This is a genomic window from Shewanella sp. ISTPL2 (assembly GCF_013283205.1).
GTDB classification, from domain to species: domain Bacteria; phylum Pseudomonadota; class Gammaproteobacteria; order Enterobacterales; family Shewanellaceae; genus Shewanella; species Shewanella oncorhynchi.
Genome location: NZ_JAAPAV010000001.1, coordinates 2619447 through 2644931, shown reverse-complemented (window position 1 = coordinate 2644931; position 25485 = coordinate 2619447). Strand labels below are relative to the sequence as shown.

At 44.4% G+C, this 25485-nt stretch carries 22 protein-coding genes and 1 other annotated feature; of the genes, 6 read left to right on the top strand and 16 right to left on the bottom strand.

The features are described from left to right. Window positions 1–217 precede the first annotated feature (217 nt). The 3 genes from thrC to thrA all read right to left on the bottom strand — a co-directional run bounded on the left by thrC (window position 218) and on the right by thrA (window position 5000). The gene (gene thrC / locus HUB64_RS11715) at window positions 218–1501 is read right to left on the bottom strand and encodes a threonine synthase (protein ID WP_028760794.1); all 1284 of its coding nucleotides are present in this window, start codon (window positions 1499–1501) and stop codon (window positions 218–220) included. Window positions 1502–1572: 71 nt separating this feature from the next. After that, window positions 1573–2535 (bottom strand): homoserine kinase, encoded by a 963-nt coding sequence (thrB, locus tag HUB64_RS11710; RefSeq protein ID WP_028760795.1) that lies wholly within the window; start codon window positions 2533–2535, stop codon window positions 1573–1575. Beyond that, the gene (gene thrA / locus HUB64_RS11705) at window positions 2532–5000 is read right to left on the bottom strand and encodes a bifunctional aspartate kinase/homoserine dehydrogenase I (protein WP_173497034.1); all 2469 of its coding nucleotides are present in this window, start codon (window positions 4998–5000) and stop codon (window positions 2532–2534) included. The genes thrB and thrA overlap by 4 nt, the downstream gene beginning before the upstream one ends. A gap of 641 nt (window positions 5001–5641) precedes the next feature. Here thrA and slyD point away from each other — a divergent pair. Beyond that, a complete protein-coding gene (gene slyD, locus HUB64_RS11700) occupies window positions 5642–6298 on the top strand; it encodes a peptidylprolyl isomerase (RefSeq protein ID WP_028760797.1) in 657 nt (218 codons plus the stop codon). A 237-nt stretch (window positions 6299–6535) separates the two neighbouring features. Continuing rightward, window positions 6536–6907: a hypothetical protein gene (locus HUB64_RS11695; RefSeq protein WP_173246097.1), complete on the top strand. Its 372-nt coding sequence runs from the start codon at window positions 6536–6538 to the stop codon at window positions 6905–6907. 64 nt (window positions 6908–6971) lie between these two features. On the opposite strand, the gene trpR is transcribed toward HUB64_RS11695, so the two are convergent. Further along, the gene (trpR, locus tag HUB64_RS11690) at window positions 6972–7247 is read right to left on the bottom strand and encodes a trp operon repressor (protein ID WP_028760799.1); all 276 of its coding nucleotides are present in this window, start codon (window positions 7245–7247) and stop codon (window positions 6972–6974) included. A 190-nt stretch (window positions 7248–7437) separates the two neighbouring features. Between trpR and HUB64_RS11685 the strand changes: the two genes are divergently transcribed. Further along, on the top strand, window positions 7438–7887 hold the full coding sequence (locus tag HUB64_RS11685; RefSeq protein ID WP_173497033.1) for a cytochrome c: 450 nt from the start codon (window positions 7438–7440) through the stop codon (window positions 7885–7887). Window positions 7888–7960: 73 nt separating this feature from the next. Here the strand turns inward: HUB64_RS11685 and HUB64_RS11680 are convergent, their stop codons facing one another. After that, window positions 7961–8653 (bottom strand): cytochrome b/b6 domain-containing protein, encoded by a 693-nt coding sequence (locus HUB64_RS11680; protein ID WP_113940655.1) that lies wholly within the window; start codon window positions 8651–8653, stop codon window positions 7961–7963. Between the two features lie 299 nt (window positions 8654–8952). On the opposite strand from HUB64_RS11680, the gene raiA reads away from it, so the two are divergent. Both raiA and HUB64_RS11670 read left to right on the top strand, forming a co-directional pair. Further along, window positions 8953–9309 (top strand): ribosome-associated translation inhibitor RaiA, encoded by a 357-nt coding sequence (gene raiA / locus HUB64_RS11675; protein ID WP_173246100.1) that lies wholly within the window; start codon window positions 8953–8955, stop codon window positions 9307–9309. 1650 nt (window positions 9310–10959) lie between these two features. Next, window positions 10960–11076, top strand: a sequence feature (Phe leader region). Window positions 11077–11117: 41 nt separating this feature from the next. Next, window positions 11118–13112, top strand: a complete 1995-nt coding sequence (locus HUB64_RS11670; RefSeq protein ID WP_173246103.1) for a chorismate mutase — start codon at window positions 11118–11120, stop codon at window positions 13110–13112. A 174-nt stretch (window positions 13113–13286) separates the two neighbouring features. Here the strand turns inward: HUB64_RS11670 and HUB64_RS11665 are convergent, their stop codons facing one another. The 11 genes from HUB64_RS11665 to ffh form a co-directional block, all read right to left on the bottom strand. Next, window positions 13287–14582 (bottom strand): sodium:proton antiporter, encoded by a 1296-nt coding sequence (locus HUB64_RS11665; protein WP_173246106.1) that lies wholly within the window; start codon window positions 14580–14582, stop codon window positions 13287–13289. Between the two features lie 43 nt (window positions 14583–14625). Beyond that, window positions 14626–14961 (bottom strand): hypothetical protein, encoded by a 336-nt coding sequence (locus HUB64_RS11660; protein ID WP_028760805.1) that lies wholly within the window; start codon window positions 14959–14961, stop codon window positions 14626–14628. 156 nt (window positions 14962–15117) lie between these two features. Next, a complete protein-coding gene (locus HUB64_RS11655) occupies window positions 15118–16293 on the bottom strand; it encodes a hybrid-cluster NAD(P)-dependent oxidoreductase (protein ID WP_173246109.1) in 1176 nt (391 codons plus the stop codon). A 74-nt stretch (window positions 16294–16367) separates the two neighbouring features. Beyond that, a complete protein-coding gene (gene hcp / locus HUB64_RS11650; protein ID WP_113940658.1) occupies window positions 16368–18032 on the bottom strand; it encodes a hydroxylamine reductase in 1665 nt (554 codons plus the stop codon). A 216-nt stretch (window positions 18033–18248) separates the two neighbouring features. Continuing rightward, the gene (tyrA, locus tag HUB64_RS11645) at window positions 18249–19388 is read right to left on the bottom strand and encodes a bifunctional chorismate mutase/prephenate dehydrogenase (protein WP_173246111.1); all 1140 of its coding nucleotides are present in this window, start codon (window positions 19386–19388) and stop codon (window positions 18249–18251) included. A 27-nt stretch (window positions 19389–19415) separates the two neighbouring features. Continuing rightward, window positions 19416–20507, bottom strand: a complete 1092-nt coding sequence (locus HUB64_RS11640) for a 3-deoxy-7-phosphoheptulonate synthase (RefSeq protein ID WP_173246114.1) — start codon at window positions 20505–20507, stop codon at window positions 19416–19418. A 260-nt stretch (window positions 20508–20767) separates the two neighbouring features. Further along, window positions 20768–21121: a 50S ribosomal protein L19 gene (gene rplS, locus HUB64_RS11635; protein WP_006080791.1), complete on the bottom strand. Its 354-nt coding sequence runs from the start codon at window positions 21119–21121 to the stop codon at window positions 20768–20770. A 34-nt stretch (window positions 21122–21155) separates the two neighbouring features. Continuing rightward, entirely contained in the window at window positions 21156–21902 is a 747-nt protein-coding gene (gene trmD / locus HUB64_RS11630) for a tRNA (guanosine(37)-N1)-methyltransferase TrmD (RefSeq protein ID WP_028760810.1), read from the bottom strand. Between the two features lie 15 nt (window positions 21903–21917). Further along, the gene (gene rimM / locus HUB64_RS11625) at window positions 21918–22448 is read right to left on the bottom strand and encodes a ribosome maturation factor RimM (RefSeq protein WP_006080789.1); all 531 of its coding nucleotides are present in this window, start codon (window positions 22446–22448) and stop codon (window positions 21918–21920) included. A 20-nt stretch (window positions 22449–22468) separates the two neighbouring features. Further along, window positions 22469–22720 carry a 30S ribosomal protein S16 gene (rpsP, locus tag HUB64_RS11620; protein ID WP_006080788.1) on the bottom strand — a complete coding sequence of 84 codons (252 nt, stop codon included), beginning with the start codon at window positions 22718–22720 and terminating at the stop codon, window positions 22469–22471. Between the two features lie 217 nt (window positions 22721–22937). After that, window positions 22938–24311 (bottom strand): signal recognition particle protein, encoded by a 1374-nt coding sequence (ffh, locus tag HUB64_RS11615; RefSeq protein ID WP_006080787.1) that lies wholly within the window; start codon window positions 24309–24311, stop codon window positions 22938–22940. Window positions 24312–24600: 289 nt separating this feature from the next. Here ffh and ccsA point away from each other — a divergent pair, with 289 nt between their 5' ends. Next, entirely contained in the window at window positions 24601–25389 is a 789-nt protein-coding gene (gene ccsA, locus HUB64_RS11610; protein WP_028760813.1) for an inner membrane protein YpjD, read from the top strand. Window positions 25390–25485: the final 96 nt, after the last annotated feature.

Sequence of the window (25485 nt, the reverse complement as noted above, 5' to 3'; positions counted from 1 at the left end):
ATGTCACATATAAGAAACCAAGGATAATACAGAAAGTTACAAATATTAATTAAATATCATGTAGTTAACTAAGGGTTGTTTTATGTTCACTGGTAACACAAGCTCATCAATTCCTCACCATAAAACTCACACTTGTAAAAAAAGGGAGCCAAGCTCCCTTCCTGCTTTTACGCCATGTTATTCCACTGCTAGGCAGACATCAGTAGGGCTAAAGCCCTTAAGCTAATATTTTGAATAAATGCACTTTTAATGCAGCAAAATCTGCCGCTAATTCCGCAGATAAGATGGGCTTACTCGCAACAGCTTCAAGCTCAGGCGGCAAGGGTAAGTTAAGCGTTAACTCTCTATCCACAACATCCTTAAATTTAGCGGGATGCGCCGTCCCCAAAAATATACCCACTTCATCGGGCACTAAGGTTAAAGATAAGGCCTTAGCCGCAATCGCCGCGTGGGGCTCAGACACATAACCGTGAGCGTGTAACTCGGCCAGCGCCTGTGACGTTTGCTCCTCCGATAAGCGAATACCCACTAAGCTACTCAGTGGCCAGCCTAATTTCTCACAAATGGCTTCCACACGCGGCCAGTTACTGGGTTCACTCACATCCATAGCATTGGACATAGTCGCTTGAGTCGGATTGGGCTGCCATTGGCCATTGTCTAAATAACGCGGCACAGTATCGTTGGCATTGGTCGCGGCAATAAAGCGTTTAACTGGTAATCCCATTGCTTTAGCGAATAAACCTGCGGTGAGGTTGCCAAAGTTACCACTTGGCACTGAAATCACAGGATCGGCTTCATGGCGTTGTTTAGATTGGGCAACCGCTTCAAAGTAATAGCAAATTTGCGCGAGTAAGCGGCTGATGTTGATAGAATTTGCCGAGTTTAAGCTCAGCCCATCGCGGACTTCGGGATCATCAAAGGCGCGCTTAACCAGATCTTGGCAGGCATCGAAATCGGACGAGACGGCGACTGTATGGATATTCTTGCCCAACGTAGTGAACATCTTTTCCTGTAGTTCACTGATCTTACCCTTAGGATAGAGCACCACCACATTGACTTTCTCAAGCCCATAGAAGGCATCGGCAACCGCTGCGCCAGTGTCGCCCGAGGTCGCAGTCAAAATGGTTAAGCGTGTGTCGCCGACAAAGGCATTGACGCATTGCGCCATAAAACGCGCCCCAAAATCTTTAAACGCCAGTGTTGGACCGTGGAATAATTCAAGGCAGGCACGCTGCTCATCGACGGCAACCAAAGGTAAATCAAAGTTAAAGGCACGCTCAACTAATTCATCGACCGCATCTTGGCCTAACTCAGAGGCAAGCCATGCGCCGAGTACTTTTTTACTGCGCTCAACGAATGGCAACGCCAGCAGCCCTTCAATATCGTCTAGTACGGGTATTTGACTAGGAAAAAACAAACCTCTGTCTTTACCTAACCCCAGTTGTACCGCCTCTTTAAAGCTCACTTTCTGCGAAGGGTGTTTTAAATTATATAGTTCCATGCTCAACTCAACCTTTTGATGCTAAACCTTAAATGCTAATTTGGGGTACTTAGTCTTAGCTAAATTAACTATTAATCGACTCTACGCGTGCCTTGCTCATCGAGGCGACACACGTGGGCAAAGCCACCCTCCTCGGTGAGATAATGCGCCTCTAACCAAGCTTTAGCGGTATTTGCCGTGGCTAAATCATCGGTAATCGAAAACAGCGTTGGGCCGCTGCCCGAAATCCCCGTAGTCAACATGCCTAAATCGGCTAAAGCAGCTCTGGCCTTGTCGTAACCCGGGATCGCGGCGGCGCGATAGGGCTCGGCTAACACATCCTTTAATACGCTGATCGCAAGCTTGGCATTCTGCTGGTAAGACGCATGAACAAAGGCGCTTAAATAACGGCCAAAATCGATAGTGACACTTTTATCATATTGATCAGGCATGAGTTTACGCATCATTGCCGTTGAGAGTGAAATCCCTGGATAGGCCACAACCCAATACCATTCTTTAAAGCTGGGTATTGCTTCGCAAACTGTACCCGGCACATTAAGCATCAATTGCATGCCGCCTAAGTAACAAGGGGCAACGTTGTCATAGTGCACACTGCCGCTGATCTTCCCTTCAAACTCGCCCATCAGTTCTAGCAGTGCTTGCTCGTTATAGGGTCTATCAAAATGTTCATTCAAGGCATATAACGCCGCCACGACAGAGCTTGCACTCGACCCTAACCCACTACCGACTGGCAGGTTCTTTTCCAGTGTCAGCGCTACGCCTTCATCTGCTTTACCAAGCGCTTCTAAATACTCCTTACTCATGGCTGTTAAGAAGAATTCGGCACATTGGTACACAATATTGTCTTGCGGATTATCAGGCAGTTTATGGGCCCAGGCGCCAGTCTGCATAAGACTCACACCCGACGCTGCCGCGGCGATAGTCACTCTATCGCCCAGTAAACTACCATCAATCGGCGCTAATGCTGCACCGAGTAAATCAAATCCGACGCCCACGTTACCCATAGAGGCTGGAGCGTAAACGGTCAAACTCATACACTCACCTCACGAGTCCAATTCAAGGTTCTTAATACATCGGCAAAGGCACCAGCAGCGGTCACTTCAGTCCCTGCGCCATAGCCGCGTAGCACAAAGGGAATGGGCTGATAATAGCGGCTATAGAACGCCAAGGCATTTTCACCGCCTTTAACGCTATAAAGCGGATCCTGTGCATCCACTTCGGCGATACGCACACGGCACACACCATCCTCAATTTGCCCAACATAACGCAGCACTTTACCTTGGGCTTTGGCCTGCGCCACTTTTGCGGCAATTGCAGCATCAACTTGCGGTAATCGTGCCATAAAGCTTTCAACATCACCTGAATCATCAAACTCGGCTGGCAATACAGATTCAACCTGCACGTCACTGAGCTCTAACTTTAGTCCCACTTCACGGGCAAGAATGAGCACTTTACGCGCCACATCCATACCACTCAAATCATCACGGGGATCGGGCTCAGTAAAACATTTTTCCCGCGCAAGACCTGTCGCTTCAGAAAGTGTCATGCCTTCATCGAGCATGCCGAAGATAAAGGATAAAGAGCCCGATAAAATACCGTTAAACTTATGCAGTTTGTCACCCGCAAATAACAATTTTTTCAGGTTATCGATCACAGGCAAACCCGCACCGACTGTAGTTTCGTATAAGAATTGGCGACGCTGTTTTAATGCCGTTTGGCGCAGTGCTTGATAATAAGCATAATCGCGAGTGTTCGACTTTTTGTTCGGCGTGACCACATGTAAACCTGAGTTCATCACATCCAAATACAGATCCGACACTTGCTCGCTCGAAGTGCAATCCACCAGCACTGGATTAAGCAATTGTTGCTCTTTTGCCCATACGAGTAACGCTGGGATATCGCAGGTTTGCTGACTATCGGCAAGCAAGCTAGACCAGTTGCTTAAATCGATGCCCGCACTGTCGAGTAACATCTTGTTCGAATTTACTATGCCGCAAACACGGATACTGATGTGCTGCTCTTTGAGCATGGCGGACTGTTGTTTTATCTGCTCGAGCAGGCCTGCACCTACATTGCCGCAACCCACTAAAAACACATCTAAATACTGCTGCACATCGAAAAAGCCTTGATGACAAGCCGCCACCGCATGCTTAGTCTTACGCTGCTCGATCACAGTCGAAATCGACCGCTCGGACGAACCTTGGGCGATGGCGATAATGTTCACGCTCGCCTGCGCTAACGCTTGGAAGAAACGCGCTGCCACGCCTTTGTGGGTGCGCATGCCATCACCAATCAAAGAAACGATAGCGAGCTCATGACGCATAGCAATAGGTTCAAGCAAGTCACTTTTTATTTCTAATTCAAACTCTTGCTCTAAGGCCCATTTCACTTTGGCCGAGTCAGACGTCGCCACACAGAAGCTAATACTGTATTCAGAGGAGCTTTGGGTGATTAAAGACACAGACACGCCGCTGCGGGAAATCGCCGCGAGGGTACGGCTCGCCATGCCAACCATGCCTTTCATGCCAGGGCCTGAAATATCGAACATGGTCTGGTTATCTAAATTAGAGATAGCTTTAACCTGCAAGCCGGTTTCATCGGCTTGGTTTGATACCAGAGTGCCGGGCGCATCGGGGTTAAAACTGTTTTTGATATAACAGGGAATATGGAACTGGGCGATAGGCGCAATCGTCTTAGGATGCAGCACCTTAGCGCCAAAATAGGAGAGTTCCATCGCCTCTTGATAGCTGAGTTGTGATAACAGCTTAGCATCGGCAACCACACGGGGATCGGTATTATAAACACCGTCAACATCGGTCCAGATTTCACAACTTGACGCATCTAAACAGGCAGCGAGCACAGCAGCAGAATAGTCAGAACCATTACGGCCTAACGTCACCACTTTGCCCTGTTCATCGGCGGCGGTGAATCCCGGCATTACCCATACGCGCTTTTCACCTAATGCCAACGCACGAAACCTTGGCTTACTCACAGCGATATCGACCACGGATTCTAACGGCCGACCACGACCTAGAAACAAGGCGCGCGGATCGAGTTGAGCAGATGTGATCCCCTTAGATAGCATCACTTGTTCCATCAAGGCTGCAGATAAACGCTCACCTGCCACCACGATTTCAGCACGTATGCCATCAGGACACTCTTGCAGTAAGCTAATGCCACGTAATCTATCCTGCCAAATCACCAGCTGTGCATTAAGTCCAGAAAAGAGCTGTTCACTCTGCTCACTCGACAACATTGAAGTAACAGCATCTTGGTATAGCGAGGTAAATACCCGCTCAACATGCTGCAGCACAGGCGAATAATCTTCACCTTTGACTGCTACATCAACCATTTCTAGTAACGCATTTGTCACAGTCGCCGGGGCCGATAGCACAGTGGCGATGGGTTCAAGCTTAGATGACTTAGCAACGATATCCGCCGCCATCGAGAATCGCTGCCAATTTGCAAGCGAGGTACCACCAAATTTCATTACTTTCATCTTGTTCTCCTGTACCGCGCCCGACTTAGAAATAAGAGCTAGAAACAAAAAAGCCCGCTTCTTTGTGGGAAGCGGGCTCATCGTTAAAATTCTTTAGGGTGTATCAGCCCGCCCCCACTGTTGTTGTAGTGGTGGTTGTAATAATGGTAGTTACTACGAAACCTAGGCTATGCATGTGTTTGGGCTAATCCATGTTAATTTCTTGATAAACAGAATTGCTTTTTTTACCCGCGCTTGTCAACCCCTAAAATGGATTATTTATAGGCAAATATTAACGCTCGATAAAATACTGCATCAAGATTCGTTAATATGAAGTTTTCTAGGGGTAAAAATGCGATTTACGCAATAGATAACTGTTGACGTCAACGTAATGCGGCACGAAAACCATTAGATAATCACTTGTTTTCAATCTAATTATTTATAGTGCACGTTAAAATAATGCGTTATTTGTTCTACCTCATCACTCAGGCTAAATTGACAGGCTAACGAGCAAAAATCACATTACTCATCCTTTCTACCGTAAAGCACCGACAAATTTGCCTAAAAAAAACCTGTGCGATATCTAACATAAGCCACTTCAAATTATCGCCAGCACTAAAAAAGCACGTTATTATGCGCGCACATTACGAATTGGAGGCGATATGAAGATCACTCAACACAGCGCGGTAACCATTCATTACCGTTTATCAGATCAAGAAGGCAGACTATTAGAAGACTCTTTCGACTCTGAACCTATGCTATATCTACACGGCACTGAAAACCTGATCCCAGGTTTAGAAGCCGCATTAGACGGTAAAAGCAAAGGCGAAAAACTCGATGTCACTATTAGTGCCGAAGAAGCCTATGGGCCTTATCACGATGGCCTACGTCAAGCCGTGCCATTAGAAGCCTTTGGTGATATCGAAGATATCGTCCCAGGTATGCGCTTCATCGCTGAAACTGAAATGGGTCAGCGCCCAGTTCAAGTCATGGAAGTGAAAGACGATGTGGTTATCGTCGATGGCAACCATCCTTTAGCGGGCCAATCGCTCAATTTCAGCGTCGAAATCGTTGACGTTCGTGAAGCCTCAGCCGAAGAAATCGCTCATGGCCACATTCATGCCCAAGGTGGTTGTGGAAGCCATGGACATGATCACGACCACGGTGGTGGATGCTGTGGCGGTTCAGGTAAACAAGAAGCGGGCGGATGTTGTGGTGGTTCAGACCACGATCATGGACACCACCATGAAGAGCACGAAGCCTGTGATACACCTAAAACAGGTTGTGATGGTAATGGCGGCTGTGGTTGCCGCGGCTAAACAAAGCCTGATACCAGAAGTTAAACGAGAAGTTGTTTATCCGTAAGTGATTAAACAGCCATTGTTTAACCTTTTAAGATGCACGCCCTTAATTTAAGGTCGTGCATTTTTTATACACAAGCGTTTATAATATTCGTAATAGATAAATAACTGACTGGTAAATTGAAGTATTCAAATTTTATATGAATATTTTCAATTAGATATTGATATCAACCTAAGTTAAGCGACGGAGTGCTTATGTTAACCAAACCACTTTACGAAATTTTGCCTTTTGGCTACATGGCGCTCGGTAGTTCGAGTTTTATTGCACTCGACATCAACTATGCCTTGATAGCGGCAACTGTGGTATTTGTATTAGGTGCGAGGATCTACGTTATGCGTTCTCAAAACCGTCGAACAGACTCGGCCAAACGACGTAAATCGGGTTATCTTCCCGAGATAATTTATGACTTTATACCTTTTATCTATCTCTTAGCGGCGCTGGCTATCTTTAAATTCCTTCCCAAGGATCTTTACCCAATTCTGGCTATCTGTTTACTCAGCTACGGCTTATACATTCTGGTTCGTCGTTCCCTCTATCGTCGTCATAAGCTTCCCATCACGCCTTAAGACTTAGTTCTATTCACCACAATAGGAGCAGATGATATTCATAAGAGTTGTATCCACGTGAACACTAACCAATTAGTTTTTGAACTTTCGCCCTATGCTCAGAAGACATATTCTTCAAATAATTAGAACAACGTGTAATCGTTGCAATACTGACTTCATATTCCGCAGCGATATGCCTTTGACTCATTTCCCCGTCTAGCAGCAATTGAAAGACCTTCAAACGTCCGGCAACGGCACTACGTTCTTCTTCGGTTAACAGTAAATGAAACAACACAGAAAGATCTTCATAATTGCTGTGGCTCAAAATTTTTTCTAATACTAGATCCCAGTTAGCTCGCATAATCACCCTCATAAGTACTGTTCAAGCATTACATTAGCAGTCTAACAGATTTAGCCTACTTACAAATAAATTGTTACGTTTAGCCGTCTTATCCAGACAAAAACTGACAAAATTGCTTCTAGTACATCAAGTTAATTTGTGTACAATAGGAGTGCAATGTCACACTTCGACGCTAATTTGTGAGAATACGATGAAAAAATTACTACTTACTCTCGTTGCCAGTACCTTATTGGCTTCAACTGCTCAAGCACACAATTTCGAAGACTCTAAAGATGCAATTGAATACCGCCAATCTGCATTTGGTCTTATTGCTTATAACTTCGGCGATATGGCTGCCATGATGAAAGGCAAAAAACCTTTCGAAGCAGAAACCTTCGCAATGCGCGCAACGAATGTTGCTGCATTATCCAAAATTCCTTTCGAAGGTTTTATTGCTGGCTCAGACAAAGGTGATACCGAAGCCCTAGCCAAAGTTTGGCAAGACAGAGCTGATTTTGATGCAAAAATGAAAACCTTCCAAGAGAATGCTGCCATTCTGGCTACTGTAGCTCAAAAAGGTAATCAAGCTGAAATCAAACAAGCCTTTATGGACACTGGAAAAAGCTGTAAAAGTTGTCACGACATTTATAAGAAAGATTAGTTTGACGTTGTTTTTCCCATCAAAAAGCCTGCTAAATAGCAGGCTTTTTGTTGTTCCAAAACTAAGTATAAATCTACAGAACTTGCACTATTGGCCACATTAAATAGCCAAAGACCACAGCAGCGCATACTGTGAACAGCACTAAAGCAAGCCACTCAGACTTGAATCGAAGCTCGCTCTTCGCACTTGATGAAAAAGCAACCTTCGAGACTTTCTTGTAGCCACTGATCATAGCACCAACTAACTTATCCCCTTTCATGGCATGAATAATCACAGCCAGTACATGAATGGCACTCAGCAAGAGAATAAGGTTAAAGTTCGTTTTGTGTAACCAAGTCAAAAACCCACTGGTATCTGAACTGACATAGCTATATAGCGGACCTTCGGTAAAAATATCATCGGTCGCAAAAAGGCCTGTAACTAATTGAAGGCTAATGATCCCAATCAACGCGATGACCATATAGCCACCGATAGGATTGTGTCCAAGTACCACAGACATCCCTTTAGTTCGAATCGATCTCAAGTAATCGAGTACAACTTTGGGGTGATGAACAAAGTGACTAAACCTTGCCGTATCGCTACCAATCAGCCCCCAGAGGATCCTAAATCCAATAAGGATCAGCAAACTATAAGCAAAAATTTGATGCCACTGCATTTCGCCCGCATCGGCACTCCACCATAAAAGTGCCAACAGACACACCATGCCCCAATGGAAAATTCGCGTGGGTAAATCCCAGACCTTAATTTTAACGTGTTCAGTATTCATAAAATGGGCAAACTCAAAGTGACCGAATGGAATAAGTAGAGGTATTTTATCGGGATTCGGGATGAAACTTAAAGTAAATATAAGTAAATAAGGGCAAAGACTGCGGAGTTATCCCATCGAATATGACCCCATTTAGCTGGCAATACAAGGCTTTTGGGCCAAGAATTATTGATATTTGTCTAAGTGATCAAATATCCAACGAACAGTATCTAATGGGCACAAAAACGTGATCTACATCTCGTTTTATAGTGCGAACCTTGGTAATCTGAAATCCAAGGAAACAACAGAAGGTTCGAAATATGCTAAAGATTACTAGCAAGCAACTTGAAGTCACATCTCCTATTCGCGAACGCATTGAAAGCCGTTTTGAAAAACTTTCAAGGCATGATGTGCAAATGATAAATCCCCATGTAATCATTACGGAGGAGAAACCTGGTTTCAAAATTGAAGCATCGGTTGGCATCCCAAATGGAGAACTCTTCGCTCAAGCAAAACATGAAAATTTATATACTGCGATTAACGCTATGGGCCAAAAATTAGAGAAGCAGCTCAATCGCATAACACACAAACCTGAAGCTCAACGCTCCACATCACTAACACCGACTAATAATGTTGCTGAAATTGACGACGAGTACGAGGAGGAAGATGCGGCATAATTTAAATCTAGTGAGTGCGAGAAACGCATCACTTTGAGAGCAATAAAGTAGAAATATTTAATCAGATCACAGTTTTTACAAAAGCTTAGTGCAATCATTTTAATGATGAAAAAAACAGTTCTTTTGACTAAATACCTACTACACTTTACAAAGTGACAGCAAGAATCGAAGTGGTGCGGATTTAAATCGTTTCAAATGTTGATTTACTTTAAATTTTGATTTACAAATATTGATTAACAGATCTTAAGTTCTAAGTAACGTTACTGGATATAACTAAGGAGCACGACCAATCTAAGCCTTATAGTTTTAAGCACTAAGGTTTTAAGTACTAAGGTTTACTGTTAATGATTAATTTTACTTATAATTTCTACGTTTAAAAGTTCAATTTTTATTTTCAACTAGGTTCCACTTTCAATAGCAAGTTTGGAAAGGAGGCAACACAAGAGCGAACAATTTGATTTTAGAAACAATCAAGTATGTTGGCATTCACTAAAAGCAGTACTCAATTTTGACCCAATATCAGGATGCCCACCAGAAACAGGCGGCATTGCTGAATACCAGAGTTAACATAAGGAGCCGAGTACAGTACAACGAGTACATTAGCAAAACCTTTAACTATCAAACTTTTTATATCCACAATGGAGGCTCAGGTAAACATAAACAAAAATCACATTTACAAAAGCTACATGAATAAAAGCGTTTATTGTAAAACGGGTCAGCACCAATGCGTGCTAAACACTGAGATAAATGAGGTAACAACTGTCACGTTTAGTTAGATATAGATTAGTTATATGAAGAGAGTCATATTTACACTGATATGTTAGTTAGCGTTTTTAGCGTGTGATTTAATGTAAGTGTTTAATGTAAGTGTTTAATGTAAGTACAATACGTTGGTTTAATTAAAAGTCATTAGTTTACTTAGTGTTATCTTTATAGTAAAAACTGTAAATCGTATAAATGTTTATTTATGTAATGTGTTAACGTTTACCATTAGTTGAGTTTTGATATTTATAGACACCTTAAATAATGTTTACTTATCAACTAAAAAGGAGGAAATCTAGACTTGACGAAAATTGTAATAACAGTAAATGAAAGCTTTTTATACTCTCCATGTATTAACATGTTAGGTTTTAAAGTAAAAAGTAATAATGGTAATAATGTAAGTAGCAAGACCTAAACGCGTGACAAGGCTAAGCTGTTCTTACAGCAAAATGTACCTAGTACAACCAATGAGCCGTAAATCGTTTATTTTTAAATGTTCGTTTTGTTAGTGTTAGTTTTTAATGTTATAGCTCCATGCAAGTGTTAATTGTTAAAATATAAGTGCAAGACATGTCAACGTAAGTTCGCTGGTACTGCAAACTGCATAGTTTCAAGGTTATACGCTATGCCGCATAAAGTACTTGTTAATGTTCATTGTAAATGCAAGTCGTTATCGAGTGAGTTGTCAACGTTTTACTGTTACACGTAAATGTAAGATAAACGAATGTGTTACCTTGTCCCACACTGACCATAGGGAGGATAAACTCGCTTGACCATATATATACTTGAACCAAACCAGCGCACCCTCGGGTGCGCTTTTTTTAGATTACCTTTAAGAAAGTTTTGATTGACAGCTAAGCCCTAGCCCTTTAGTTTTAAGACCATGAAAATGATAACAGCAGCTTTTTTTACTTTCTTTTTTACACCCCCACTCTAGGAGGCGGATTTACTGTGTAAAAACGAAAGTAAAAATCCAAAGCCTCCCAACTGGGAGGCTTTTTTGTCTTAAACGATTGATAAAATACATGGCGGCAATTGAGGTCAGAATGCATACACCACAGCCTTTAAATCAAACCCGAGAGCAGATCACCCATCTGGATAATGAACTGCTGGCATTACTCGCTGAGCGCCGTCGCTTAAGTTTAGAAGTAGCCCGTAGCAAAGAAGTAGATGTCAGACCCATCAGAGATACTCAAAGGGAAAAAGAACTGCTCGCTCGACTCGTGAAAGAAGGCAGAGAGAAAGGATTAGATGCCCACTATGTTATCTCCCTTTACCAGAGCATCATTGAAGATTCAGTATTAAATCAACAAGCTTACCTTCACGGCCGCGCCAATCCAGAGACACAAAAACAACAGTATTGTATCGCTTACCTCGGTGCTAGAGGTTCATACTCTTATCTCGCAGCTACACGCTATTGCCAACGTCGCCAAGTTGAAATGCTGGACTTAGGTTGCCAAAGTTTCGATGAAATAGTGCAAGCCGTTGAGTCTGGACATGCTGATTATGGTTTCCTGCCGATTGAGAACACATCTTCAGGTTCAATCAACGAAGTCTACGACGTGCTACAGCACACCAGTCTGTCGATTGTTGGCGAAACGACGATTGAAGTCAGCCATTGCCTACTAGGAAAAGCTGGCAGTAAATTAGCTGAGATCAAAACTGTCTATGCCCACCCTCAGCCTATTAGCCAATGCAGCAGATATTTAACTCAACACAAAGACTTGAGACTGGAATACTGCTCAAGCAGCGCAGAAGCAATGGAAAAGGTAAACCAAAGTCCAGATAACAGTGCAGCAGCGATTGGCAGCGCCGAAGGTGGTGCACTCTATCAACTTGAGTCCATAGAAGCAGGTTTAGCTAATCAGAAGATCAACCAAAGTCGCTTTATCGTTGTTGCTCGCAAAGCCGTTGCCGTACCAGAGCAGTTACCCGCTAAGACTACATTGATCATGGCAACAGGCCAAAAAGCCGGTGCTTTAGTGGAAGCCTTACTGGTTCTAAAAGCGCATCAGTTAAACATGAGCAAATTAGAGTCACGCCCGATTCCAGGAACACCTTGGGAAGAAATGTTCTATTTAGATATCGACGCAAATATCTCCAGTGAATCTATGCTGGCAGGTTTAAAGCAACTAGAGCGGATCACCCGTTTTATCAAAGTATTAGGCTGTTATCCTTGTGAAACAGTCAAGCCCACACAGCTGAGCAACAGCCAGCTACTGATTGAGCCCAGCACCTCTAAGGATCAAGTCATCAGCGAAAATGGTGCTAATGCCAGTCCAGTTCGATATAGCAAAGCCTATAAAGAGCAAGCCAGTGAAATCAACTGCGGCGCAATGACAATCGGTGCAGGGCATGTCTGTGCCATAGCCCAAATCACACTGAATAATGACATTTCACATTTAGCATTATCGGCTTTCGAGCAACAAGTGAAGCAGCTTAAAGAAGCGGGATTCCAAGCCGTTTTGCTCAGCTCTGTTAATCAACTGACTATGGCAGAAGTTACTCTCGCTAAACTACGCCAAATCCTGCATCAATATGGCCTAGTGTGCATTATTGCCATAGCGCAAGAAGCTGATATGCCATTAGCAGTCCAGCACGCCGATATGTTATTCCTCGCAGGCAAGCAGATGTTTAACCAAACTTTACTGACTCAAGTAGGAACCCTACCGGTACCTTTAATACTTGAGCGTAACGATATGGCAAGTTTTGAAGAATTACTCACGGCAACAGAAGTCATTTTAAGCCAAGGCAATCAGCAACTGGTTCTGTGTGACTCAGGCATTAGAACCTTAAATAACGCCAATCTACCTTCACTCGATTTAGCGAGTCTGATCCAGATTAAAGCCACGAGCCATTTGCCGATTTTGATCAACCCAAGTTATGCCGTATCAGATGATGCCCTATTGGTTCAAACACAAGGTATTAAACAGCTTAAAGTGGATGGATTGATACTCAATTGTCCACTAGCTAGCCATGATGACCATGAGTCGCTTAACTTAATAAGCGCTGTGGTACGGGAATTATATCGGGCGAACTAAAGCTTTGATCTTGATTGATTTAATTTAAAGTGAAATGTGGTTAGTTCGAAGTGTGTTAAGGGATAAATAAGACATCTTTTATCCCTAATTGACTCAGACAAGCTTGCTAGCCAGTGTGATGACTAGCAGGCTTAATATTGTTTAGTATTGCAGCGCAGTGAGCCTTTATGCATTTTAAGAAGAGCCAACAGCACTCGATGGTTCAGTAACGGCATTACTCCTACGGATAAGCCCTGTCATAGTAGAGCCCTGCACTAGAATCGAAAATACGACGACGGCATAGGTCATCACTAACAACAACTCCCGCAGCTCCACACCACCAATAGCATCTATGACGATACCCTCTGGCAAACTCATCGCCATAGCGAGGGCTAATCCTCCCCTTAAGCCACCCCAAATCAAAATCGTCTCTGCATAGGGGTTGTATGACTTAAACAATCGAAAGCCTAAATAAGGTAATAACACACTCATTGCACGCGCCAACAAGACTATTGGTATAGCCACAAACATAAACCACCATAATGGCGCTTTGAAAGTGACTAACAAAAGTAATAAACCAAGCAATAGGAAGAGTAAGGCATTAAAGAAGGATTCAATCAGCGACCAAAAAGTAAATAGTTTCACTCGCTCGTTGCGAGCAAAAAACTTAGGCACACTGAAATTTCCTATGATGATCCCCGCACTCACCATAGCTAAAGGACCAGAAACACCAAGCACATCCGCCATGACATATCCCGCGGTTGGGATCAGCAGGGTAACCAGCATTAATTGCGTTTCTTCCTCGCAGTAGCGGAAAAAATGATGCAGCAGAAAACCAAGCACGCTACCGTAAATAACCCCACCTACCGCCTCACGAATAAATAACTCAGAGATATGGATAAACGTCAGTGGCTCGGTGGAGAAAGCCAATTGCGATATTGCCACAAAAATCACTAACCCTATGCCATCGTTAAATAAAGATTCACCTTCTACTTGAATCGCAATATCTTCCGGCGCACCCATTTTCTTTAAAATAGCCAAAACAGCGATAGGATCGGTGGGCGAAATCAAGGCGCCGAACAGTAAGCAGTGGCTGAATTGTAGCGGGAGACCCAGCATAGGCGCGAACCAAAATAACAGCCCACCTATAATAAATGTCGACAATAAGGTGCTTATAAAAGCAAGGATTAGGATCTCCCACTTTTGATGCCTCAGTATTTTTAAGCGGATTTGTAATGCGCCGGCAAAGAGTAAAAAACCAAGCATGCCATTGAGCAGTAAAGCTTGAAAATCGAGTTTCTCTAAGCCAGAGACAAAATAAACATAAACGTCCCCACCTAAAGCCTTCCCCCCAAGGAGCAACAACAAACTCATTCCTAGGGCAATAGCAGTAATTGCCACAGTTTCCTGCAGTTTATGGACGCGAGAGGAGATAACCGAAGTCACTAGCGCCAACGCGCAGAGGACACACAGAATTTGGTAGCTGGACATAAGAGCCTCTAAAAATCATCAATTTAGAGACTCTAGCACAAGTTTAGATTTCTAAACCATCCAATAGACTTAACCACCCTTTAATGATCCTGTGGCAAAACCAAATGATCCCAAAGAGATAAATCGAAAGACTGAGCCAAGTCAGTGGAACGCAATAGCCGAGCACTAGCAAGCCAAGAAAGGCGAGATTAGAATGCCGTTGCCAACGCAAATGCGACGCCAATAATGGATTACCATGGAATTGGCGTTGGGAAAGATTAATGAACAAACTTAGCAGCACAGGAAGTAATAATAAGGGAAAACCCGACATCAAGGCGTACAACAAATGTCCCAGAGTACGGTCTTCAATTTTTGCGGCATAAGTGGTTGTCATTGTCATTGAGAGACTCCAGCCAGACTAATAGACTGGGCGCAAACATCATACGCCCTTGTCATTAACCTTACGTTCTCACTGAGATAAGCGCAACTAAGGATTAGAAATATTTCCATCCATTTAAAAATAAGTCACAAGTAAATGACGCTAATTAGCAGCACGTTAAAGTTTAAGTATCACGTCGGATGCTAATGTTGTGGAGCAAGCGAGTACAAAACCGGCCTCAATTTCTGCAGCAGTCAGTGTCATCATGCTTGTCGATACCGTTTCTCCCTCCAAGACTTGACACTTACACGCGCCGCAAACGCCCGAACGACAGGCCGCAATAATCGGCAAACCTTCGGCCTCAATTCCCTCCAGCAGACTTTGCCCTTGATTTAGCGTCGTGCTTCGATCGCCAATAGACAAGGCGAAAGCCACTTCTGGTGTGTTTTCACTCGTTCCATCTGACGAGTTTGCTTGCATAAGCTGACTGCGAGCAACTTTCTCGGCCGTGGCAAAACTCTCATGGTATAACCGACTCATATCAAAATTGAGTTCGACTAATAAGGTTTTTACCGCTTGCATATAAGGTTCTGGCCCACAAAGGTAGATAGTACGCTCTGCAAAATCAGGTACTAAGGTTTGTAGCATCTGTGCACTTAACCGCCCGAAATCGAATGCTATCTTTGGTGAACACCCCAGTGTTTCAGTGACAGTCTCAAGTACGTATCTGAGCTTAAATGCATTAAAACGGTTGGCCATAGTCGCCAATGATGACTTAAAAATAATATCATTCTCTGATCGCGCACTGTGCACAAAGGCAATATCGGCATCAATTTGCGTATCAGTCAGATAACGCAACATAGAGTACATGGGGGTAATACCGCAACCAGCACTCAAAAAAAGGTATTTCTGCGCCGTTATAGCTAACAGATTAGCATCTAACTTTTCAGTCTCTGGCTGTTTATGGCTTAGCCGAGCAATATCAAACAGATTAAATTGCCCCGCGGGCGGTAGCACTCGCACACTCTGGCCGAGTAATAGATTGTCGATAAGATAATTAGATACGAGTCCACCCGCAACACGCTTAATCGTCACCATCAAGGAATAGGGCCTAGATGGCGATGATGACAAGGTATAACTGCGGCACACTTGCTCGCCATTAATCTCAAGCACAAAGGTCATAAACTGACCGGGTTTATAGTCAAACTTCATCGGCTCGCCCGCTTGAAAACGAAAACTCACGACATCCGAGGTTTCATTCCAGCGTTCGACGCACACTAATTGATTAACACTTCCGGGTTTATGGGGCGAAACCGATAATGCCCGCGCTCCCGCTATCACACTCATGTTCATAGCATTTACCCACAAAACACTGCGGCCTCAGTAAACAAGCCAAAACCGCAGTTCAGCAACAATTCTTGGTTGATTTAAGCCACGTTTAACATATTTTTTAAATCGGCTTCGACTGTCGTGGTATTACGCAAGCCAAACTTATCTTCTAAAATTTTGGCTAAATTGGCCGTCAGGAACGCAGGTGGCGTCGGGCCTGTTCGAATATTTTTAACGCCAAGTGACAACAGCGTCAGCAGTACTACAATGGCTTTTTGCTCAAACCAAGAAAGCACTAAGCTCAGAGGTAATTCATTGATATCACATTCAAACACTTCAGCTAATGCAATCGCCAACTGAATCGCTGAATAGGCATCGTTACATTGGCCCACATCGAGCAAACGTGGAATACCGTTAATGTCACCAAATTCGAGCTTATTGAATTTGTACTTACCACAGCCTAGCGTCAGGATTATTGAATCCTTAGGTGTGGATTTAGCAAGTTCAGTGAAGTAGCTTCTGTCGGCTTTGTCGCCATCGCAACCGCCAACAAGGAAGAAATGCTTAATCGCACCACTTTTCACATTTTCAACCACGGCGGGCGCTGCGGCCATCAAGGCATTGCGGGCAAAACCAATAGTGATAGTGTGTGGGATTTCATCATAGATAAAGCCTTCTAAGGCTAACGCTTTATCAATGACAGCCGAGAAATCATCTCCTTCGATATGCACCACACCAGGCCAGCCCACTATGCTGCGAGTAAAGATACGATCACTATAACTACCCACATTTGGATCGATAATACAGTTAGATGTCATCACTACAGCGCCAGGGAAATTGGCAAATTCTTGCTGTTGATTCTGCCAAGCACTGCCGTAATTTCCGACAAGATGTGCATATTTTTTAAAGGCTGGATACGCTAGTGCAGGAAGCATTTCACCGTGGGTAAACACATTGATACCCTTGCCTACAGTCTGCTCGAGAATAAGCTCTAAATCCTTCATGTCATGGCCAGAGACTAGTATGGCTTTGCCCTTAACTGACTTAGTGTTGACCACAGTTGGCTCAGGATGACCAAAGGCTTGAGTTTCCCCCGCATCCAGCATTGCCATTATGCGGTAGTTCAACTGACCTATGTCCATAGCAGTAGTAAACAGCTTATCGCCATCAACACTCGGCTCACCTAAGAAAGACATGATTTCATGGAAGCGCCCTGCCACATCAGCATCAGTCTGACCCAACACGCGAGCATGCTCCATATAAGCAGCCGCACCCTTAAGGCCATATAAACACAATAACCTCAATCCCATGATGTCTTCATGAACTTCATGCTTATCTTTATTCAGCAGTGCAATCGGCGCCTGCGCTAGCATTTCAATCTTACTGGTCCCCAGCACTAACTGAGCGACTTGCGGCACTTGCTCAGCAGCAATACCGGCTTGTTCACAAGCCGCTTCGTAAGAAGCTTTTAACTGAGCACGATACTTAGCCGCCTGCTGGGTATAGGCCATAATGCGCTCATCATCGAAGTTGACGTTGGTGAGGGTCGCGAAAAAGGCTTTAGGCACAAAACTATCAATTTCAGCATCGATAATGCCCAGCTCGCGAGCTTTAACCGCATATACAGACACGCCTTGTAGCATGTAAATCAGCAAGTCTTGCAGATCGGACGTTGCCGCCAACTTGCCACACATACCTTGGGAATAACTACAACCATTGCCAGCGGGTGTACGAATGGTTTGCTCACACTGAATACAGAACATGGATAGACTCCTAATTTAAATTCATGCTTTATTTTTACATGTTTAAAACTAGTCTACCTAAACGTGCCATAAGCGACAGTCATTTCTAAAGTGAGATGCTAAATGTTAGAGAAAGATCACCTTAAGCAATTGCTAATTAATACAATGTGACCTGTTAAAAATCCATAAAAAAACGCCCATCAATGATGGGCGTTTTAAAGAGTAACTGTTTATTTATTAATTGGTTTTCATATCATTTACCGATTGCAGCATAATACGACTCTCGCGCTGGAATTGAGGGGCAAAATCCCCAAACCATTTGGCGACACTTTGGAACTGCTTAATAAACTCGTTCCTGTCACCCCGTTTTAGCAGTTCTAACGCTTCACGGTAGTTATCTAAATAATCACCAATAGCATGCTGGCTATCTTGCTGTGCAAAAATAATATCGGCGTAAAGCTCTGGGCTTTGGGCGAATAAGCGCCCTACCATAGCTAATTCTAATCGGTAAATCGGCGAGCTAAATTGCAGTAAAGTATCAATATCGGCCTCTTCCTTACACAGATTCAAACCATACACAAAGGTCGAGAAGTGACGCATTGCCTGCACTAGCTGCATCGCATTGTCGTGACGCTCTGGTTCTGCTTCGACAATCCGCGCTCCCCAAATGGCGATCTGCTCAAGCAACCACTGGTATTTTTCCGGCGAGCGACCATGACACACCACCACGACTTGCTTCGCCAGACTGCCCACATCAGGACCAAACATAGGATGAAAACCAACGACGGGACCAGAATGCGCCTCAAGCATGGCTTTAACTGGCTCAGTCTTGATGGAGGTCAAATCCGCCAGAATGCAGTCGGCTGGTAATTGGGTCAGCTTTTCACGAATAAGCTCGCAAGTAATCGCAATCGGCACAGTCACTAACACCATGCCCGCATCGGCAAATAGGTTATCCGCTTGCTGCCAATCGTCTTTATCGAGCAAATTCACTTGGTAGCCGGATAAAGTCAGCATTTGTGAAAATAGTCCACCGAGTTGCCCTTTACCGCCGATAATCACCACTGAGCCAAGATCTTTTTTAACTTGCTTAAAACCAACATCTTTTTCATTGAGGTAAGACTCACGCATCAAGCGACGCAAAATATCTTCGATCAACTGCGGCTCGATCCCCATAGTTTTTGCTTCTTCACGGCGTTTAGCCAGCATGGCTGCTTCACGCTGAGGCGCATAAATAGGTAAACCGGCGCCGTGTTTCACCGTGCCTACTTGCGCCACGAGATCCAAGCGCTTACGCAGTAAGTGTAGTAATTGCTGATCAACACCATCAATCAGGCCGCGAAGGTGTTCTAATTCGGCCGTTGTTTTTTCATTCATACCTGAGTCCATTAAGCTGTAACTAATTTAAGCGTTAGCTACTTTAAGCATATTGAAACGCGTTGGAAGTATTGAAGATAACTTCGCTGCGCCTTCCCGTAAAATGGTCTCTGTTTTTTCCCAATTAATACAAGAATCTGTTACAGAAACACCGTAAGCTAGCTCGCTTAATGGCCTATCACAACTTTGATTGCCTTCATTTAAATGACTTTCTAGCATGACGCCAATAATCGACTTATTGCCGTTATAAATCTGCTCGAACACATCTTCACACACAGGCTTTTGGCGGCTGTAGTCTTTGGATGAATTGCCGTGGCTGCAATCGATAATCAAACGTGCATTGAGTTTGGCTTTATGAAGCTGCGCCTCACACTCTGCCACACTCGCCGCATCATAGTTGGGCGTTGCACCTCCACGTAAAATCACATGACCATCGGGATTACCTGCAGTTTGTAATAATGCGACTTGGCCCTGTTGGTTTATGCCCATAAATCTGTGGCTACTGGCCGCCGATTTTAGCGCATTAATCGCTACATCGAGCTTACCATCGGTGCCATTTTTAAAGCCCACCGGCATAGAAAGACCCGATGCCATTTCCCTATGAGTCTGCGATTCAGTGGTGCGAGCACCAATGGCAGACCAAGTGACAAGCTCAGAAATGTACTGAGGACTGATAGGATCGAGTGCTTCGGTTGCAACAGGCAGTCCTAACTCGGCCAACCAAATCATTAGCTCACGGGCCATTTTCAGGCCTTTTTCGACATCGAAGGATTCATCCATATCGGGATCGTTGATCATGCCCTTCCAACCTACCGTGGTACGCGGCTTTTCAAAGTACACTCGCATTAAGATATAAAACTCATCACTGAGTTCATCGTGCAGGGTTTTAAGCCTTAAAGCGTATTCCTTAGCAGCGGCGATATCATGGATGGAGCAAGGACCAGTGACAATCAATACTCGATTGTCGCGCTTATGAACAATATCAGCCACGGTTTTGCGAGCATTGAGGATATAGCGATAAGCATGCTCAGAGAGTGGCAAGGCATTTTTAAGCTCTTGCGGCGTGATTAAGACTTTCTCTGAACTGATGTGTACGTTGTTAATCGTATCTTGTTGCATGCTTACCACCTAAGACTTAGTGTTTAACCCAGTTGTCGAAGCAGGACTTCAAGTCAGCTTGGGCATTCATTTCGGATATAAAATAGCGTAAATCTATCGCAATGTACTTTTGTAATGCTACACCATTACAATTAGGCGACCACTATGCCTGTTCATTCTCTTTAGATCAAGTATAAATACTCAAAAAACAGCAACAAAAAACCGCCACTAGGGCGGTTTTCTGTGCGAACACTACGTCTTGTTTTCTGTAGCGGTAACTATTACTTAGTTGCCAGCTTCTCACGGATACGTGCAGATTTACCTGAACGATCACGCAGATAGTACAGTTTGGCGCGACGAACGCGACCACGACGCTTAACTTCAATGCTAGCGATCAGTGGGCTGTGCGTTTGGAAAGCACGCTCAACACCTTCGCCATTAGAGATTTTACGTACTGTGAATGCAGAGTGCAGACCACGGTTACGCTTAGCAATTACAACGCCTTCAAAAGCCTGTAAACGCTCTTTATCGCCTTCTTTAACACGAACCTGAACGACTACTGTATCACCAGCACCAAACGCAGGTACGTCTTGTTTCATTTGCTCATCGTTGAGCATTTTAATGATGTTGTTCATAACTTACTCCGTTCTAGAATTAACTGAGCTACGACTAAGCATGCTTGTTCATTGCTTCAACGAACTGCGCTAATAGAGTCGTTTGTTCGTCAGTCAGAGCTAGATTTTGCAATAATTCTGGCCGTCTAAGTAAAGTCCTACCAAGGCTTTGCTGTAAACGCCAGAGTCTAATTTGTTCGTGGTTGCCACTTAGCAGCACTGCCGGTACGTCAAGACCATCCAAGCTTTCAGGGCGAGTGTAATGTGGACAATCCAGTAAACCGTCGGAGAAAGAATCTTGCTCCGCCGAAGCTTGTTTTCCTAGCACGCCAGGAACCAATCTCGATACTGAATCTATCAGAGTCATCGCCGGTAATTCGCCGCCCGAAAGCACGTAATCCCCTATCGACCACTCTTCATCCACTTCCGTTTGAATGATGCGTTCATCAATACCTTCGTATCGACCACAGACCAAAATCAAACGTGATGATTGAGCCAACTCAGTGACGCCTTGCTGATCCAGCTTACGTCCTTGAGGTGACAAATAAATCACCTTCGCACCTTCACCCGCTGCGGCTTTCGCTGCATGGATGGCATCGCGCAAGGGTTGCACCATCATCAACATTCCGGGACCACCGCCGTAAGGCCTGTCATCTACCGTATTATGTCTATCATGGGTGAAATCACGGGGATTCCACGTGTGCAACTCGAGCAGGCCGTTTTTCACGGCTCGACCCGTAACTCCAAAGTCTGTCACGGCACGGAACATCTCTGGGAACAGGGTTATTACCCCTAACCACATCTGTTGTACCTCGACTTAGAAGTCAGGATCCCAATCCACTAAAATCTGTTTACCTTGCAGATCCACCGTTTTGATGAACTGCTCAGGGACAAAGGGGATCATACGTTCCACTTTGCCGAAACTATCTTTAGCGTTGGCTTTAACGAGTAATACGTCGTTCGATCCTGTTTCCACGATCTGATCGACAATCCCCATGTTATAGCCTGTTGTATTGACCACTTCGCAACCGATGAGATCACGCCAGTAGAATTCATCTGCTGGCAAATCGTTCATCTGTTCCGGCAAAATCGCAATCTCACAATTTGTGAGCATTTGCGCTTGCTCCCGTGTTTCTACGCCATCAAGTAAGGCAACAACGGCCTTGCCTTGATAACGCCACTGGGTGACCTTTATTTCGCGCCATTCACCATTTTCTTTAATAAGCCAAGGTGAATAGTCAAAGATACCTTCAACAGAATCGGTATAGGCGGTGATTTTCAGCCAACCTTTAATGCCATGACAGGAGCCTAATTTCCCCAGTACGACTGGCTGTTGGTTACTGCTCATCAATCTATACCTTAACGCTATTAAGCTGTTGCTTTACGAGCGTCTTTGATCAGTTTTGCTACACGTTCTGTAGCAGCTGCACCGTTAGAAACCCAGTGCTCAACGCGAGCTAGGTCTAAACGTAAAGTTTCTTCTTGGCCACGGGCCAATGGGTTGAAGAAACCAACACGCTCGATGAAACGACCGTCACGAGCGTTACGGCTATCAGCAACAACGATGTTGTAAAATGGACGCTTTTTTGCGCCGCCACGAGCTAAACGAATGGTAACCATGCGTTTTCAATCCTCTAATGATTTGCTTGAAGCAAAAATAAAAACTGGAACCCCGTGTTCGCGAAGAGTCCCAGATAGAAAGCCGGAAGATTTTACCTGACTTTCCAACGAATGCAACCAAAGATGGCGATTATTACGCCTGCGCCCTCAGTAAGCGGTTCATTGTTGCCAGAGTCAACCGACTGATAAAGTGCTAAGTTTAACTAAAAATGCCCGATTAACGTCCCGGAAATTTCATTCCTGGCGGCATCATGCCACGCATTCCGCGCATCATTTTTTGCATGCCGCCCTTAGCAGACATTTTTTTCATCATCTTTTGCATTTGAGTAAACTGTTTCAATAAACGGTTTACATCTTGAATTTGCGTGCCAGAACCGGCAGCGATGCGACGTTTGCGTGAGCCCTTGATTAAATCAGGGTTCTTACGCTCCTTGGAAGTCATCGAATTAATGATGGCTTCCATTTGACCTGTCATCTTGCCGTCTTGGATTTGCGCTAAGGCTTCTGGGGGCAATTGACCGACACCGGGCAGTTTTTCCAGCATGTTCATCATGCCGCCCATGTTTTTCATTTGCTGTAACTGCTCACGGAAATCTTCTAAATCGAAACTGCCACCTTGCTTCACTTTCGAAGCCAGCTTCATGGCCTTTTCTTTATCGACGCCACGCTCAACTTCTTCGATAAGCGATAACACATCGCCCATGCCCAAAATGCGTGAGGCGATACGATCGGGATGAAACGGTTCTAGCGCGTCTGTCTTTTCACCGACACCGAGGAATTTGATCGGCTTGCCCGTAATGTGGCGAATCGATAACGCCGCACCACCGCGCGCATCACCATCGACTTTGGTTAAGATCACCCCTGTCAGTGGTAAAGCTTCGTTAAACGCCTTAGCGGTGTTTGCCGCATCTTGACCTGTCATTGCATCGACCACGAACAAGGTTTCGATAGGCTTGACCGCTGCGTGTAAGCCTTTGATCTCGTCCATCATGGCTTCGTCGACATGCAGACGACCCGCGGTATCGAGGATCACCACATCGATAAACTTTAATTTAGCGTGGGCAATCGCCGCTTTCGCAATGTCGATTGGCTTTTGGCTAACGTCCGATGGGAAAAACTCCACCGCCACTTCTTGCGCTAACGTCTCAAGCTGTTTGATCGCCGCAGGGCGATAAACGTCAGCACTGACGACTAATACCGATTTTTTATGGCGTTCGCGTAAAAATTTACCCAGTTTTGCCACACTGGTGGTTTTACCCGCACCTTGCAGACCCGCCATCATAATCACAGCTGGCGGCTGAGTGGCTAAATCTAGGGCTTCATTCGCCTCGCCCATGGATTTTTCAAGTTCACTTTGAACTATCTTAATAAAGGCTTGGCCTGGACTTAAGCTTTTAGAGACTTCTTGGCCAACGGCACGTTCTTTTACATTATTAACGAATTCGCGCACCACAGGCAGGGCAACATCGGCCTCCAGCAGTGCCATACGCACTTCGCGCAGGGTTTCCTTAACGTTTTCTTCAGTTAAGCGACCACGGCCACTGATATTTTTCAGTGTGCGTGACAGTCTGTCGGTTAGGTTCTCAAACATCGTCCTGTTCTATACCTTTAAGAATCTCGATTGATGGGCTGTATTATAACGATGCATACGCATTATGCTACTGCTGCACCCATCTTGATTGTGGTTAAGTGTTTTACTTGCGCTGAGTCATGTTTTATTGTCGTCGACACACTATTTAACCCTAACAATAAGAATCTGCTAAATTTTGCAACTCATGTCACTGCCCATTTGCCGACAGCTCATGTTATTCTAGGGAAAATATTGATCTGTATGCCCCGTTTTTAAGGCACCTTTAACTACACAAATAGGTTAATTACCCATGGTCATCTTTTCTGCCTCAGCCATGTTTTTTTATTGCATTGCATTGGTACTAGTGACGAGTAGATTGTTTCACCCAGACGGTCCGAATCGCCGTGCTGTCGCAGGCTTTGCCGCTATTGCGGTTATTTTGCATGCTGCAGCATTATCACAAGTGATTTTCACCACAGATGGCCAAAACTTTAGCCTGACGAATGTGATTTCCTTAGTGAACTGGATTATCGCTTTTACTTTTACGATATTGATGTTCAGGCTGAAAGTCATCGTCGTCGTGCCCGTGGTTTACGCCTGCTCAGTGCTTTCGGTTGCCCTACTCTGGTTATTGCCGCCTAAATTCATCACGCATTTTGAGCTTTATCCTGAAGTATTAGCCCACGTCGTATTGTCACTCATGGCCTACAGCGCCCTGATGATTGCCGCCCTGTATGCGATACAACTGGCGATGATCCAAAATAAACTGAAGAAAAAACAATTTATGCTGAGCCCTGGCATTCCGCCGCTGATGACAGTTGAAAAACAACTGTATCACCTAGTGATTATCGGCGTTATCTTGCTCAGTTTGTCGCTCGCGACTGGTTTTATCTTCCTTGAAGATATGTTCGCCGATGGTAAAGGTCATAAGGCAATTCTGTCGATAATGGCTTGGTTTGTATACATTACTATGCTGTGGCAACAGTATTGGGTCGGTTGTAAAATTCGTACCGCAGTCATTTATACTCTGACTGGCGCATCCTTACTTTCGCTCGCATATTTTGGCGCGCGCATTGTCAAAGAATTAATCCTCAACTAAACATTTAAGTCGGCTGGGGCAGTTATTGCTGCGGCCGACTTGACACTTTTTTTAAATGTCGGTATTTACTTAAGTTTACTGGCCACATTGGAGCCT